This is a genomic window from Streptomyces sp. R33, from assembly GCF_041200175.1.
In the GTDB taxonomy this organism is placed as follows: Bacteria; Actinomycetota; Actinomycetes; order Streptomycetales; family Streptomycetaceae; genus Streptomyces; species Streptomyces katrae_B.
Window position 1 is genome coordinate 517,913 of sequence record NZ_CP165727.1, and the last position, 15,966, is coordinate 533,878.

Here is a 15,966-nt window from a genome sequence, read left to right on the forward strand (position 1 = left end):
CGCGCGCGCGTGGGAGACGCGGTTCACCCCGCCGCCTACGGCCGGGCGGGCGCGGATCCGGATGCTCCGGCGGCGTCCGGCGCGGGCGGCCGTCCCGATGCCTGTCCGGGTACCGGAGCCGGTGCCGGGTCCAGCACGATGCGCGGCAGGGCGTCCGGGTGCTTCTCCGCGAGCCAGGCGACCAGTTGCTCCCGCACGGCGCAGCGCGCCGTCCACAGGTCGTCGGGGTCCTTGGCCGTGACGATGACCCGCACCACGATGGTGGAGGGCGTGGTGTCGGTGACGGCGAGGTCCCAGCCGCGGCCGTCCCACTCCTTGCAGTTGTGCAGGATCTCCTCGGTCTTGTCCCGCATGAGGTCCACGGGGGCGCGGTGGTCGCAGTGGAGGAAGACGGTGCCGGTCATCTGGATGCCACCGCGTGACCAGTTCTCGAAGGGGCGGGTGGTGAAGTACGAGACGGGCATGGTGATGCGGCGTTCGTCCCAGGTCCGTACGGCGAGGAAGGTGAGGGTGATGTCCTCGACCACCCCCCACTCCCCCGCGACGACGACCGTGTCGCCGATGCGCACCATGTCGCCGAAGGCGATCTGGAAGCCCGCGAAGAGGTTTCCGAGGGTGGACTGGGCGGCGACGCCGGCCACGATTCCGATGATTCCGGCGGAGGCCAGCACGGAGGTGCCGAGCGCGCGGAAGCTCGGGAACGTGACGAGCATCGCGGCGATCGCGATGACGGCCACGAGGACCGTCACGACCCGCATGATCAGGGTCACCTGGGTACGGACGCGGCGCAGCCGGGCCGGGTCGCGGGTGGCGGTGGCGTAGCGGGCGTACCCCGACTCGACGACGGCGGAGGCCACGGCCACCAGCAGCCAGGCCCCCGCGCCGATCAGGGTGAGCGAGAGCACCCGGCCCACAGTGGCGGCGTGGTCGTGCAGCGGCGGCCACGCGATCTGCCGGTAGGCGCCCCTGAGCAGCGCGGCGAGCAGCACGATCAGAAGGGCGTGCCGACACCGGCGCAGCAGGTTCCACAGGGGTGTTTCGGGGTGGCGTGCGTCGGCTCGGCGCAGCAGCAGGTCGACGACCCAACCGGCCGCGAGGGCGAGCAGGATCGAGCCGCCCAGGACGGTCAGCACACGAAGAGCGCTGTTCATATCTCCTCGACGGATGTAGGTGACATGGACGTCCACGCCCCTGCCCACTGGGAGGGAGCTGACACAGGAGGTACGGGTTCCCTTCCGTTTCTCCGCGGTACAGCGAAATCCTGCTGGAGCAGCCACTCATGATCCGGCCCTCACGGGGAACACGGCCGTCACCGACCGAAGGGGGCATGGACATGCTCGGCATCACGGCCGCAGTGCTGTTCGTCATCGCGTTCCTGATCAACGCCGCCACCATCAGCACCAACGAAGTGTTCAGCTCCACCAACTTCATGCTGATCGGTCTCGCCGCGCTCGCGCTCCACGTCGCCGGTATCGGCCACGGCTGGGCGGCCCGCGGGCGGGGCCGGGGCCGTAGGCGCTGAGCCCATGGCATCGAGGGAAAACGGGAGCGGGGTCCCGCAGCGCGGCCCGGGGCTCGGGCGCGATCTGGTGCTCGCCGTGGGGCTCGCCGGTACGGCCGTGGGCGGACTGGCCGTGTTGGTCAAGGCCACCTCGGCGGCCGGGACGCGGATGCCGGTCCTGCCGGTGACCGCGGCGGTGGTGCTGCTGCTGGGCGTGGCGTTCGCCAGGTGGAGCGTGTCCCCCGTCAGGCGTCGCCCCACGGCACCGCCCGACCCGGGCGTGCGCTCCGCGACGGGCGTGCGGCCCGCGACGGATCTGCCGGATGTGGGAGCCGACGCGCTGGACCATGCCGCCGCCGATGCCGACGGCTTCGAGCACACCATCGCCGCTCTCTGCGTACGTGACGGCTGCACCCCGGTGGAAGTGGTGGGCGGTGCGGGCGACCTGGGCGCCGACGTGATCGCCACGACCCCGGACGGGCTGCGCGTCATCGTGCAGTGCAAGCACTACGCCGAGGACAACCGGGTCGGCTCGCAGGACCTGCAGCGGTTCGGCGGGACGTGCTTCGCCGTCCACGACGCCGACGTCGCGATCATCGTCACTACCGGTTACTTCACCGCGCCTGCCCTCGAGTACGCCGCCACGTGCGGCATCGTGTGTGTCGACGGCGAGGCCCTGGCGGCCTGGACCGAGCCGGGCGTACGGCCACCGCCCTGGGAAGTGGACCCTGTCCACTCCGACGGCTCCCCCGACGGCGTCCGGGCCGGCCCCTGAGCGGAGACCGACCCGGACGCCGGGCGCGGAGGGGAGGCCGGACGGGGCGATGTGGAGCCCGAGTCGGACGCCTCATGCCGACGGAGCCCATTTGCCTGCGACTTGCCTGGTGTCACCCATTGAGTGCAAGGTTCGCCACAACCACGGAGTGCCCCTCCGCTGCTGTGGCGAGGGGGAACTCCGTCCAGACCGTCTTGCCGTCCCGGGTGTAGCGGGTGCCCCATCGTTCGGTGAGCTGGGCCACCAGGAAGAGGCCGCGGCCGCCTTCATCAGTGGTGCGCGCCCGTCGCAGGTGCGGAGCGGTGCTGCTGCTGTCGGAGACCTCGCAGATCAGGCTGCGGTCGCGGATGAGCCGCAGGGTCACCGGCGTGCCGCCGCCGTAGCGGTAGGCGTTGGTGACCAGTTCACTGACGACCAGTTCGGCGGTGAAGGCCAGCTCCCCCAGGCCCCACCTGGTCAGCGTGGTCTCCGTCAGGTGCCGTGCCCGGGCGGCGGCGGTCGGCTCTGCGGGCAGTTCCCAGGAGGCGACCTGCTCCGGCGCCAAGACGCGGGTGCGGGCCAGGAGCAGTGCGACGTCATCCGGTGGGTGCTCCGGCAGCAGGGCGTTCTGTACGTCCGTGCAGGTCTCCTCCAGCGAACGGCCGGGCCGGGACAGGGCTTCTCGCAGCCGCTCGAGTCCCTCGTCGAGATCGAGGCCACGGGTCTCGACCAGGCCGTCCGTGTACAGCGCCAGCAGACTTCCCTCGGCGAGTTCCAATTCGGCGGACTCGAACGGAAGTCCGCCCAGCCCCAGCGGTGGCCCCTCGGGAAGGTCGGGCAGGCTCACCGTGCCGTCGGAGGTCACCACGGCGGGGGGCAGGTGGCCCGCCCGGGACAGCGTGCAGCGCCGAGAGGTGGGATCGTAGACCGCGTAGAGGCACGTCGCACCGACGATCTGCTGGCCCCGCGAGCGTCCGTCGGCAGGCTCCTGCTCATCTGCCAGGCGGTTGACCAGGTCGTCCAGGTGGGAAAGGACCTCGTCCGGAGCGTAGTCGAGGCTGGCCAGGGTGTGCACGGCCGTACGCAGGCGGCCCATGGTGGCCGCGGCGTGCAGACCATGGCCGACGACATCGCCGACGACGAGGGCGACGCGTGCTCCGGAAAGCGGGATGACATCGAACCAGTCGCCACCGACGCCGGTGGCGGGATCGGCCGGCAGATAGAGGTGGGCGACCTCGACCGCGCTGTGATCGGGCAACTCCTGCGGCAGCAGGCTGCGCTGCAATGTCAATGCGGCCTGATGCTGCTGGGTGTAACGGCGGGCGTTGTCGATGCACAGGGCGGCCCGCGCGGCGAATTCCTCTGCGAGCGTGAGGTCGTCCTCCTCGAACGGCTCGGGCCGCTCGGCCCGCCACAGGCTGAGCAGGCCGAGGAGCCGACCGCGGGCCGTCAGCGGTACGACGATCAGTGAGTGAGCGTCCAGGTCGAGGGCGCGCCGTGTGCGCTCCGGATCCTGGAAGTACCAGCCGAGGCTGCTCTGGAGCACTGGTTCGAGGATGGGCTGCTGCTTGGCGAGGCACCTGGCCTGCGGAGTACGAGGGTCGAAGTGGAAGACCTCTCCGGCGGAGTACATCACCCGCAGCGCGTCAGCCACGACCGACTGGACGGCCATTCTGCGGACCGGTCCGCCCGCCTCCTCGGCGGTCTCGTCGCCCTGGGCGACCGACTCCAGCAGGTCCACCGAGACGGCGTCCGCGAGGTCGGGGACGGCGACCTCGGCCAGCTCCCGGGTGGTCTGGGCGAGATCCAGTGTGGTCCCGATGCGGGCGCTCGCCCGGTTGAGCAGGGCGAGCCGCCGCCGGGCCCGATAACGGTCGGTGACGTCCTCCACCAGCTGGGTGACTCCGAGGATCCCGCCTGAGGGGTCCTCCATCCGAAACGCCGACACCGACACCACCCGCTCGTGGTCGGGGTCACTCCTCAGGCGACAGGGCTGCTCGGTGAAGATCAGGGGGGCGCCCGTTGCCAGCACCCGTCGCAGCCGGGACTCGATGATCTCCACGTCCGGACCGATGAGGAAGTCACCGATGCGTCGGCTCCGGATGTCCGCCGCGGAAAGATTCGTGAACCGGGCCAGCGCCCGGTTGATCCGCAGGATGCTCAGATCGGGGGCGTGGACGGACAGACCGATCGGGGAGCGCCGGAACAGACCGTCCAGGACCGACCGGTCCGTTTCCCACTGGAGCACCTCCTCCGCCGGGGCGACGACGAGGAACCACTCGCGGGCCGAGCCGGCACGGATGACGGCGCGGGCTCGGAATCCCAGCTCCACCCGCCGCCCGCTGCGGTGCAGGACGGGCAGGACGCCGGACCAGCCCCGGTCGCGCTCGCACGAGGCCGCTGCATCCCGGACCGCCTCACGGTCACGAGAGTCGAACAAGAACTCGAAACCCATGCGGCCCAGCACTTCTTCGGGCAGGTAGCCGAGGTGCTCCTGTGCGCGCTCGCTCCAGCCCACGACCCTGCCGTGGGCGTCAAGAACCGCCGAAGCAGAGTTGTGCAGCGCGAACGGGTCCTCGGGTACCTCACCCGATCCCGGCGCCGGTGCGTCCATCGCTGCCACCCTCCGACCTGCTCGACCTGCCGAACGGACCGCACAGCGGATTGCCGCGGTGACTACCCAGAGTGATCAGAGATCAGGGTTTGAGCAGTCGGCTCACCTTCAGTATCGCCGCGGCGCCGTGCGTCGGCAGAGCGTCGTCCACCGTCTGCCCCCACGTTCGGCGGGCCCGCCCCGCCGGGGCCGGTGAGGACGGCAACCGCGTCGGCCTGGACGGCTCCCGCGAGGCCGGTCACGTTTGCAGGGGCTCCGCCCAGCCGTTTCGGACCGCGTGGGCGCCGAGCTGCATCCGGCTCCGGACTCCGGCGATGTCCATGAGATGACGCAGGCGCCGGTGCAGCGTGCGCGGTGACAGACCGAGTTGTGCCGCGGCCGTCAAGTCCGTCAGGCCGGCCAGGAGCAGCGCGAGGATCCTGCGGTCGAGCTCGGTCGGTCCTTGCGGGCCGACTTCGACGGGGGCTTCGGATTCTCCGCGTGTGGCCGACAGCGCGAGCGGGTGGGCGGTGCGCCATACCGTCTCGAACAGGGCGTCCAGCGCGTCCAGCAGGCCGCTGCGGTGCAGCAGCACGGCGCCGGGCTCCCCGTCCGGTGTGACCGCAAGGGGGACGAGGCCGAGGTCGGCGTCGGCCAGCACGAGTTTCATCGGCAGCTGGTCGGCGACACGGAGCTGCACACCCTTGCCCAGTGAATCGATCGCGTCGTCGATGATGCCCGGTTCTGCCAGAACGGCCCGGTCCAGTACCGCCCGGAACTGCACTCCACGGCCGAGGGCCACGGGTTCGGCCGTGTTCTCGTCTGGCGGCAGGGCGACGAACGGTGCGGTGATGAAGGACCGTACCTGCGTACGGGCTGCCTGCTGCACCTGGAGGAAGCGATGGCGGATGGCGTCGACGCCCGTGACGACCTCGATCAGATCGTTGATGCTGTTCCCGGTCATCGCCGCTCGGTGCTCCTCGGCGAAGGTCACCAGGGCGTGCTCGGCCATACGCAGCCCGTCCCGGCGCTGGCTGATGAGAGCGCCGAGGGCCATGGCCGGCGGCGCGGCGGTGAACCGCTCGTCCGCCGACCTCGTCACCAGTCCCCACCCGACCAGACGGGACAAGGCCTTGTCGACGTGGGCATGCGGGAGGTCGAGCTGGTCGGACAGCAGGATCGCGGTGGAGTTCGGCCGTCCGAGCAGCGCCCGGTAGACGCGCTCGTCGTCGGGTTCGAGGCCCAGGACATCCAGCATCGGCGACCGACTCTCTTCCGCTTGCCGCAGCGGGGAGAGTATGCGCCATGGCGGCAGGCCCTGAATAGTCCCTGGTGGGAGCAGGTGTGAGCGGGAGGGCCCCGGGGAGTCACCGCCCCGGGGCCCGACGGTGCGGTTCATCGCAGGCCGTACGCCCGGATGATCTCGTTCTTGACGCTGAAGCCGCTGTCCGTCTGGGCGCTCGCGCGGACCGAGATGAAGCCACCGGGCTTCTTGGCCGTCCTGAACGAACCCGTCCAGCTGCCGCCGGCGCCCTTGGTCGCGGTCACGTTCTGCCAGGTGGCGCCGTCGTCGTACGAGACGTCCAGCTTCACCGTCGTGATGGTGCCCGGCACGGTGCCGAGGCCCAACGACACCGGCTTGAGCGCGATCTCCTGGGTTGCGTTGGCCTTGACGTCGCCGTGCAGGTCCGAATCCAGCTCGTAGTCCAGGTTCAGCACCGGGAACGACTCGAAGAAGTCCGAGTCGACGGTGTCGGACATGAACGTCCACTCGGTGTGGGTGCGCGTCGACAGCCGGAAGAGGTCACCCGGCCGCTCTGCGTCGAGGACGGCGCGGTAGGGAAGGTTGCCCGCCGGCACCTCCACCCACTGCATGTCCGTGCTGGACGGGTTGTCGTGGATCAACCTGTCGCCCTGGAAGACCTGCAGGTGGGTCGGCGTCTCACCCCACTGCAGGAAGCCGCCCAGCCGCATGTTGTCGCTGGCTGAAGCCCACGCCTGCACGTTCCAGGTCATGTGGTTCTGCCAGCGGGAGTTGTAGACGCCGAAGGACTCGCTCTGGCCGGGCCGCGTCGCCGGTGCGAACCAGTCCAGCCGGGTGGTGCTGCCCTTGGCGTACGTGTTGTCCCCCGACACCATCACCCACGGCAGGGCCGTGTCGACACCCTGCGCGTGGAACTCCCTCCAGACCTGGCCCGGGGTCACCCACTCGGTGCGGGTGCCCGGGTGCCACTCGCGCTCGGGGAAGTTGACCGACGGGCTGAGGGTGAAGTCGGACCTGTAGCCCTCCGCCGACCGGCCGTCCGTGGCCGAGTAGTAGCGGGCATCGATCCGGGCGAGGTCACCCTTGGTCGGCTTGTAGACCAGGGCCCGGTCCGGAACCTGGCCGGGGTACTCCCGGGTGAGGTCGTAGACGAACGGCGTGTACTCGGTCTGCTTGACGGTCAGCTTGTGGATGCCCGCCTTGGCCGTCGCGATGAGGGCATCGCCCTCGTCACGGTGCACGGTGGCGACCGGGATGGCCGCTTCGCCGACGTACTCCATCAGACCGCCGACACCGTCGTTGACCACGATCAGCGCCTTCGCACCGGCCGCGACCGCGGCCTCGGTGCGCTCCTGGGGCGAGACCCCGTCGCTGCGGTCGATGACGACGGCCTTGCCCTTGGCCTTGACCTTCTTGTACGCAGCTGTCGCGCCGTTGCCCGCGTAGACGACGTCCAGCGTGTCCGTGGCGGTGCCCAGGGCGCTGCCTGCCTGCACCAGTGCGTCGAACCGGAGCCGGCCGCCCGGCGTGCTCAGGCCGAGCTGCGGCTCTCCCTTGCGCCACCGGGTGGTCAGCATGAACTCGCCCTGCTTCATGGGCTCCGTCGGCGCGACGTAGACGTCGTCGTACATCGGCGGCAGCACGTACGCGCTGCGGTAGTCCGTGAACGGGTCGAGGCCCTTGTAGTGGACGTTGAAGTCGACCTTGCGCTGTCGGTCCTCAGTGCGCTCCGGCGCCTCGGTCTGCAGCAGGCGTGCCTTGCTCGCGTCCAGCACCACGTCCACGGAACGGTCTTTGAGCACGGTCTCCGGGTCGACCAGCACGGCCAGACCCGAGCGGTCCGCCTTTTCGCCCGCTACGTCGAGGTACCCCGCGGCGGTGTACGTGCCGGGCGCCATGCGCATGGTGGTCGAGCCGTCGACGTAGAGCGACCATGGCCAGAAGTCGCCGGCCAGGTTGACCGTGACCCATCCGGCGGCGGGCTTGCCGTCCCGGCCGACCAGCCTGATGTTCAGGTCGTAGCGCTCCTCCTCCTTGAGCAACGCCACTGACGTGCGGGTCACCGGCCGGCCGGTGGCAGCGTCGGTGGCCGTCACGTAGCCGGCGTGCCGGCCGGCCGGGGCGGCTTTCGGGTCCGCGGTCACCGGGACGGCGGCGGTGCCGCCCGCCGGGACGGTCACCCTCGTGGCTCCCAGCGTGAACGGGCCGCCGCCGGTCTGCGCCAGGTTCAGGGTGACATCGGCGGAACCGGTATTGGTGAAGGTCACGTCCTTGGTGACGGCGGCGTCGCTCGGCTCGTGCGGCCATGTGTGGTTGCCGAAGAAGAGCGATCCGGTGCCGCGGACCGGGGTGCGCACGGCGGCGGCCACGTCGAGACGGCCGGTGCCGACCTCGTACGGCGAGTATCCGCCGTCCAGGCCCTTCGCGGTGCTCATGAGGTGTTCCTTGAGCTGCGCGCCGGTCCAGTCGGGGTGTTGCTGGGCCAGGACCGCGGCCGCTCCGACCACATGCGGCGTGGCCATCGAGGTGCCGCTGAGGGTGCGGTAGAAGCCCTCGCCACCGCCCGTCATCTCCTGTGAACGGGCCGCCGTGATGTCCACGCCGGGCGCCGCGATGTCCGGTTTCATACCGCCCGAGTAGGCCAGCGGGCCGGTGCTGGAGAACGATGCGAGCCGGTCCTGCTTGTCCGTGGCGGCCACGGTCAGCGCCGAGGCGGCGGCACCGGGGGCGGAGATGCTCTCCGGGCCGGAGTTGCCGGCGGCTATGACGAACAGCGTGCCGTACTGCGCGGACAGCGCGTCCACCGTCTGCGACATCGGGTCGCTGCCGTCCGTCGGGTAGGAGTCACCGAGGCTCATGTTGACGACGTCCGCACCGGACTCTGCCGCCCACTGCATGCCGGCCATGACCCAGGAGTCCTGGCCGGATCCCTCCACACCGCCGAGAACCTTGCCGACGAACAGGTCGGCGCCGGGGGCGACGCCCTTGTTGTCGCCCCCGGAGGCGGCGCCCGAACCGACGATCGTGCCGGCGACATGCGAGCCGTGCCCGTTGACGTCGGTGACGGCCTCACCCGGCACGAAACTCGCCGTGCCGTCGATCAGGCCGACGAAGTCGGGGTGGTTGACGTCGATACCGGTGTCGAGCACCGCGACCTTGACGCCCTTGCCGGTGTACCCGGCCGCCCAGGCCTCGGGCGCGCCGATCAGCGGCACGCTCTCCTTCAGGTTGGCCTTCACGCGACCGTCGAGCCACAGCTTCGTCATGCCGGCACCCAACGTCGTGCTGCCTTGCAGCGCGACGTCGGTCCAGAAGGTACGGGCCTGCCGCTTCTCGGTGGTGAGCGCGGCACCGCGGATGCCCTTGAGCTGGCGGGTCAGCTTGCTGCCCCGGGGGGCCGTCGGGTCGGAGGCCGCGCGGGAATTCGGCTGGGTGTACGTCGCGATCAGCGGTACCGAGTCCGACTTCGCGTCGTCGTAACCCATCTCGATCAGGTCGGTGACGTTGAACAGCCGTCGGTCCAGCTTGTCCGTGCCCAGCAGCGGCGCCGCCTCGTCCGGGATGACGAACAGGTCTCCCTTGATCTGCTGGACCTTCACGCCGCCGACGGCACGGTCGGGCCGGTCGACGTCGGCGGTCTGCTTGCCGTCGGCCATCGTGGTGACCGTGACGACGTCGCCGGTGACCAGGGTGACCTTGTGGGTCGCCGAGGACTTGGCGGGAACGGTGGGCTTGCTCGGAGCGGCTTGTGCGGGCGCTTGCAGGACCGCAAGCCCCGACGCCAGCAGCGGCACTGCGGTGGCCGCCGAGATCAGCTGCCAGCGCCTGCGCCGGAAGGCGGAAGTGTGAGAGGGGGAGTACATGCCAAGGGTCTATCGGCCCGTGACTGCCGTCGTGAAGGCGTCACGAAGGCAAGTCCTCGCCATGGCGAATGCTTGTCAGCCGTGAACCGCGCGATAGTGGTCGTGGAGATGGGTCCGTGCACCCGGACCGACAACGGCCGCGATCTAGGGATCCTCGGCCGGTACGGCTGCCACCGCCTCCGCGCACGCAGCCGTTCCGGCGCCTTCGGCGGACACGACGACACGACTGGTTTCGCGTACGAATATCCGCCACACGAAGTGGCCTGCGTTCATGGAATCGACCCACATCCGCTTGACCGATGAACTTGCGGCAACGTAACTTCGACCGCACCGACTCGCGAGCTGCTACTGGAAGGGGGCGAAACCGGATGTCGAACGTCTCCGAACTGCTTCGCCTCGCACACCAGATCGCCTGGGCTCCCGGTCGTGTCGCACACGGCTGCTGAGCAGCCCCTTCCCGGCGTGCCTGATTGCGGCCCCGGCACCTTCCCCTCTCTGTCACCATCCACGGCACCTCGTTGCGTGCCGATTCGTCGCGCTCGGTTCTCGAGCTGCGACCACCGGAAGAGAAAGCTCCAGAAATGGCGACTTGGACACTCACATCGACCGCGCGCCGAAATGCGATTGCGACGTGGTAGCGGCGCGGATCACGGTCAACGGGAAAGAAACACCGATTTCACCGGCTGCACCCCACACCACAGTGCTCGATTTCCTGCGCGAGCGTGGCCTCACCGGCACGAAGGAGGGCTGCGCCGAGGGTGAATGCGGCGCCTGTTCCGTCCTCGTGGCCCGTCCCGGGGTGAACAAGCCCACTGACTGGGTGGCGGTCAACGCCTGCCTGGTCCCGGTCGCGGCGCTCGACGGTCAGGAGGTCATCACCTCCGAAGGCCTCGCCACCGCCGGCGAGTCCGGCACTCCGGCCGCGTTGCACCCCGTGCAGGAGGAGATGGCCGTCCGCGGCGGTTCCCAATGTGGTTACTGCACACCCGGATTCATCTGCAGCATGGCCTCCGAGTACTACCGACCCGACCGCTGCGCGCACCCGGACCCGGCCGACGCCACCACCACCACCGGCACCGGCACCGGCACCGGCACCGGCACCGAGCACGGTCCGAACGGTTTCGATCTGCACGCGCTGAGCGGAAACCTGTGCCGCTGCACCGGCTACCGCCCGATCCGCGACGCCGCGTTCGCCGTCGGTGCGCCCGCCGAGGACGACCCCCTGGCGCAGCGTCGCGAGCAGTCCCCGCCCGAGCCGGTCTCCACCGCATACACCCGGGGCGAGAGCGCGTTCCTGCGGCCGAGCACCCTGGCCGATGCGCTGCAGCTGCTGCGCGAGCGGACCGACGCGGTGGTCGTCGCCGGGAGCACCGATTGGGGTGTGGAGGTGAACATCCGTTCCCGCCGGGCGAATTGTGTGGTCGCGGTCGACCGTCTGCCCGAACTGCGGGAGATGCGGGTCGAATCCGACCACATCGAGATCGGGGCGGCGCAGACCCTCACGGAGATCGAACGCCGCCTCGACGGCAGCGTCCCGCTGCTGGCAGAGCTGTTCCCGCAGTTCGCCTCCCGGCTCATCCGCAACAGTGCGACCCTCGGCGGCAATCTGGGTACCGGGTCCCCCATCGGTGACAGCCCGCCGGTACTGCTCGCGCTGGAGGCATCGGTGGTACTCGCCGACGCCGACGGCGAGCGCGAGGTCCCCCTCTCCGACTACTTCACCGGCTACCGGCAGAGCGTGCGCCGTCCCGGCGAGTTGATCCGCGCGGTGCGCATCCCCCTGCCGCTGTCGCCCGTCGCGGCCTTCCACAAGATCGCCAAACGCCGCTTCGACGACATCTCCAGCGTGGCGGTCGCTTTCGCGCTCGACATCGAGGACGGGATCGTGCGCAAGGCACGCATCGGCCTGGGCGGCGTGGCCGCCACCCCGATCCGCGCCCTCGCCACCGAGGCGGCCCTGGAGGGCAAGCCGTGGGCGGCCCAGACCGTCGAGGCCGCGTCCCAGGTGCTGCAGGCCCAGGGCACGCCCATGGACGATCACCGCGCCAGCGCCGGGTACCGCTCCGCGATGCTCGGCCAGAGCCTGCTGAAGCTGTACGCGCAAACCACCGAGGCGGTGTCGTCATGAGCCAGTTGTCCGAGCGCCCCGAAATGCCCGTCGTCGGCGTTTCCATGCCCCACGAAAGCGCCAACCTGCACGTCACCGGTACCGCGCTCTACACCGACGACCTGGTCCACCGCACCAAGGACGTACTGCACGCCTACCCGGTCCAGGTCATGAAGGCCCACGGCAGGATCACCGCGCTGCGCACCGAGCCCGCGCTCGCCGTGCCCGGTGTGGTCCGCGTGCTGACCGCTGCCGACGTTCCCGGCGTCAACGATGCCGGTATGAAGCACGACGAGCCGCTGTTCCCCGATGAGGTCATGTTCCACGGCCACGCCGTCGCTTGGGTGCTCGCCGAGACCCTGGAGGCGGGCCGGCTCGGCGCCGCGGCCGTCGAGGTGGAACTCGACGAACAGCCCTCCGTGATCACGTTGCAGGAAGCGATCGCGGCGAACAGCTTTCACGGCGCCCGGCCCCTGATGCTGACCGGCGACGTCGAGGCCGGCTTCGACGACTCCGCCCACGTGTTCACCGGTGAGTTCCAGTTCTCCGATCAGGAACACTTCTACCTCGAGACCCACGCTGCGCTGGCCCACGTCGACGAGGGCGGGCAGATGTTCGTCCAGAGCAGCACCCAGCATCCCTCGGAGACGCAGGAGATCGTCGCGCACGTGCTCGGCCTGCACAGTCACGAGGTGACCGTGCAGTGCCTGCGGATGGGTGGCGGCTTCGGCGGCAAGGAGATGCAGCCGCACGGGTTCGCGGCCGTCGCCGCGCTCGGCGCCAGACTGACCGGTCGGCCGGTTCGGGTGCGGCTGAACCGGACCCAGGATCTGACCATGTCCGGCAAGCGCCACGGCTTCCACGCGACGTGGAAGATCGGCTTCGACGCCGAGGGCCGCATCCAGGCCCTGGACGCCACCTTGACCGCGGACGGCGGCTGGAGCCTGGACCTGTCCGAGCCCGTGGTGGCCCGCGCCCTGTGCCACATCGACAACACCTACTGGATTCCCCACGCGCGCATCGCCGGTCGCATCGCCAAGACCAACAAGGTCTCCAACACCGCCTTCCGCGGCTTCGGCGGACCGCAGGGCATGCTGGTGATCGAGGACATCATGGGCCGCTGCGCGCCGCTGCTCGGCCTGGATCCGATGGAGTTGCGCGAACGCAACTTCTACCGGCAGGGTCAATCGACGCCGTACGGACAGCCTGTCCTCCACCCCGAACGGATCTCCACCGTCTGGCAGCAGGTCCGGAACGACGCCGGCATCGCCGATCGCAAGAGCGAGATCGCGGCCTTCAACGCCGCGCACCCGAACACCAAGCGGGCGCTCGCGATCACCGGGATCAAGTTCGGCATCTCGTTCAACCTCACGGCCTTCAACCAGGCCGGCGCGCTGGTGCTGATCTACAAGGACGGCTCGGTCCTCATCAACCACGGCGGCACCGAGATGGGGCAGGGCCTGCACACCAAGATGCTGCAGGTGGCCGCGACCACGCTGGGCATTCCGCTGCACAAGGTGCGGCTGGCCCCGACTCGTACCGACAAGGTGCCCAACACCTCCGCAACCGCCGCCAGTTCCGGGGCGGACCTCAACGGCGCGGCGGTGAAGAACGCCTGCGAGCAGTTGCGCTGGCGGCTCCTGCAAGTGGCCGGAACCCAGCTGGGTGCGAACGCCTCGGACGTGCGCATCGTCGAGGGCGTCGCACGCGTCCTCGGCAACGACAAGGCACTGGCCTGGGACGACCTGGTGCGCACCGCGTACTTCCAGCGGGTCCAGTTGTCCGCGGCCGGTTTCTACCGGACCGAGGGCCTGCACTGGGACGCGAAGACGTTCCAGGGCTCGCCGTTCAAGTACTTCTCCTACGGCGCCGCCGCGACCGAGGTGGAGGTGGACGGGTTCACCGGCGCGTACCGGATCCGGCGGGTGGACATCGTGCACGACGTCGGCGACAGTCTCTCCCCGATGATCGACATCGGTCAGGTCGAGGGCGGTTTCGTTCAGGGCGCGGGCTGGCTCACGCTCGAGGACCTGCGGTGGGACGCCGGCGACGGGCCGAACCGCGGTCGGCTGCTGACCCAGGCCGCGAGCACGTACAAGCTGCCGAGCTTCTCGGAGATGCCCGAGGAGTTCAACGTCAGGCTGCTGGAGAACGCCACCGAGGAGGGTGCGGTGTACGGGTCCAAGGCGGTGGGTGAGCCTCCGCTGATGCTGGCCTTCTCGGTGCGAGAAGCGCTGCGGCAGGCGGCCGGGGAGTTCGGGCCCTCCGGAGTCAGCGTGGAGCTCGCCTCCCCCGCGACACCGGAGGCGGTGTACTGGGCGATCGAAGCAGCCCGCAAGGGGGGCGTGCGGCGCGACGGTCACGCCCCCGACGACAGCCGGGCCCCCGCCGGCGCAAGCGCTTTGAGCAATGCCTGACATGAGCTGGGTCGCCGCGGTCGCGCGGTTGCGGGCACGCCGGGAACCCGGCGTGCTCGTGACCATCGCGACCGTGCGCGGCCACGCCCCCCGCCGGGCCGGCGCCAAACTCGTCGTGGGACGGACCGAGACCTGGGGTTCGATCGGCGGCGGCAACATCGAGGCCGTGGCCATCGATCGGGCGCGCGAGCTGAACGGCACGGCCGCTCCGGAGCCGGAGCTGATGGAATTCGCCCTCAACGACAAGGTCACCGGCCGGCACGGCGTACAGTGCTGCGGCGGAGCCGTCACCGTACTGCTCGAACCGCTGCCGGTGGTCCAAGCGGTGGCGGTCTTCGGCGTCGGGCACGTCGGACTGGAACTGGCACGCATCCTGGCCCGCCACCACCTCGACCTGCACCTGATCGACACGCGCCCCGACATGCTCACCGACGAACGTCTCGGCGTGCTCGCGGATGCGGTGGCGCAGATCCACGTGCACCACACCCCGCTGCTCCCGGAGGAGGTGCTCGCGGAGCTGCCACCCGGCACCCACGTCCTGATCATGACCCATGATCACGCCGAGGACGCCGCACTGTGCGACGCCGCCCTGCGCACCGCCGGTCTCGGCTCGATCGGGCTGATCGGCTCGTCCGCCAAATGGGCGCGGTTCCGGCAACGCCTGGCCACCGAGGGCGGCCACGATGCCGCCAGCATCGACCGGATCAAGACCCCGATCGGCATCGGCGGCATCACCGGCAAGGAACCCGCCACGATCGCGGTGAGCGTCGCGGCAGACCTGCTGCGGTCCTTCGAACAGGACAGCCGGCGGGCAGTGCCGAACCCCGTTGCCGCGGTGCCGTACGCTCCGGTCGCCGGCGGCGCGTGAGACGGCACGGGCCGGGACACCCGGGCCGCTCGCGTGACCCACCGCAAACCGAAGCCGCGACCGATGTCGCGCCGCGCCGCCATGGCCTGCGGCGGCGGACTCTTCGCCACCGCTCTCGTCGTCGTCGTCGACGTCCGCGTCGGCTGGGACCCCGGGCCCGGCCGAGCGGAAACGCAGGACGAGGGGGCCTGGGCGCAGGCCGCCGGAAACCCGTCGTGGCTCTCGGTGGAGACCTCGGGATTCGCGCGTCGGCCGCTCACCGCGCAGCAGGTGGACGCTCTCGCCCGGATCTACGCCTGGGGCATGGCGCAGCACGGGTGGCCCCTCGAGCCCGCCTCCACACCGCTGGGCCAGGGCTTCGGCATCCACAGCATGGGCGGCCAGGACTGGGGCGGCCACGCATGCCCCGGCCCTCTCCGGTCCGCCCACGCTGACCGTCCGGCGACGCGAAAAGACGGGAAGTCGCATCTGCCCACGAACCGGAGCGTGGCCAGGGCGCGGGCGCCGGCCGCGGCGGCCTGCCCGCCGATCATGCATCTACGCTTGTGCCTCGTCAGATCGTCGACCGGGACGGATGACCGGTCGTGGAACGGAGCATG

Annotated in this window: 9 protein-coding genes and 1 pseudogene; 6 read left to right on the forward strand and 4 right to left on the reverse strand. The window is 70.3% G+C overall.

The window, feature by feature from the left end; translation table 11 throughout:
• Positions 1 to 35 precede the first annotated feature (35 nt).
• Positions 36 to 1,151: a mechanosensitive ion channel family protein gene (locus AB5J51_RS02710; protein ID WP_136226278.1), complete on the reverse strand. Its 1,116-nt coding sequence runs from the start codon at positions 1,149 to 1,151 to the stop codon at positions 36 to 38.
• 182 nt (positions 1,152 to 1,333) lie between these two features.
• On the opposite strand from AB5J51_RS02710, the gene AB5J51_RS02715 reads away from it, so the two are divergent.
• Entirely contained in the window at positions 1,334 to 1,522 is a 189-nt protein-coding gene (locus AB5J51_RS02715) for a hypothetical protein (protein WP_133895542.1), read from the forward strand.
• A 4-nt stretch (positions 1,523 to 1,526) separates the two neighbouring features.
• The gene (locus AB5J51_RS02720) at positions 1,527 to 2,276 is read left to right on the forward strand and encodes a restriction endonuclease (RefSeq protein ID WP_369776669.1); all 750 of its coding nucleotides are present in this window, start codon (positions 1,527 to 1,529) and stop codon (positions 2,274 to 2,276) included.
• 112 nt (positions 2,277 to 2,388) lie between these two features.
• Here the strand turns inward: AB5J51_RS02720 and AB5J51_RS02725 are convergent, their stop codons facing one another.
• The 3 genes from AB5J51_RS02725 to AB5J51_RS02735 all read right to left on the reverse strand — a co-directional run bounded on the left by AB5J51_RS02725 (position 2,389) and on the right by AB5J51_RS02735 (position 9,975).
• Complete coding sequence (locus AB5J51_RS02725) at positions 2,389 to 4,869, reverse strand: SpoIIE family protein phosphatase (protein WP_369776670.1); 2,481 nt, start codon at positions 4,867 to 4,869, stop codon at positions 2,389 to 2,391.
• Positions 4,870 to 5,107: 238 nt separating this feature from the next.
• Positions 5,108 to 6,106 carry a TrmB family transcriptional regulator gene (locus tag AB5J51_RS02730; RefSeq protein WP_053787664.1) on the reverse strand — a complete coding sequence of 333 codons (999 nt, stop codon included), beginning with the start codon at positions 6,104 to 6,106 and terminating at the stop codon, positions 5,108 to 5,110.
• Between the two features lie 137 nt (positions 6,107 to 6,243).
• Positions 6,244 to 9,975: a S8 family serine peptidase gene (locus AB5J51_RS02735; RefSeq protein ID WP_369776672.1), complete on the reverse strand. Its 3,732-nt coding sequence runs from the start codon at positions 9,973 to 9,975 to the stop codon at positions 6,244 to 6,246.
• A 631-nt stretch (positions 9,976 to 10,606) separates the two neighbouring features.
• Between AB5J51_RS02735 and AB5J51_RS02740 the strand changes: the two genes are divergently transcribed.
• From AB5J51_RS02740 to AB5J51_RS02755, 4 genes and pseudogenes are all read left to right on the forward strand, one after another.
• Positions 10,607 to 12,103: a xanthine dehydrogenase small subunit gene (locus AB5J51_RS02740; RefSeq protein ID WP_369776673.1), complete on the forward strand. Its 1,497-nt coding sequence runs from the start codon at positions 10,607 to 10,609 to the stop codon at positions 12,101 to 12,103.
• A complete protein-coding gene (gene xdhB / locus AB5J51_RS02745) occupies positions 12,100 to 14,499 on the forward strand; it encodes a xanthine dehydrogenase molybdopterin binding subunit (RefSeq protein WP_369776674.1) in 2,400 nt (799 codons plus the stop codon). Before AB5J51_RS02740 ends, xdhB begins: the two co-directional genes overlap by 4 nt.
• A 1-nt stretch (position 14,500) precedes the next feature.
• Positions 14,501 to 15,367, forward strand: a complete 867-nt coding sequence (xdhC, locus tag AB5J51_RS02750) for a xanthine dehydrogenase accessory protein XdhC (RefSeq protein WP_369776675.1) — start codon at positions 14,501 to 14,503, stop codon at positions 15,365 to 15,367.
• An 81-nt stretch (positions 15,368 to 15,448) separates the two neighbouring features.
• Positions 15,449 to 15,769: pseudogene (locus tag AB5J51_RS02755) on the forward strand (hypothetical protein); the annotation flags it as partial.
• Positions 15,770 to 15,966 lie beyond the last annotated feature (197 nt).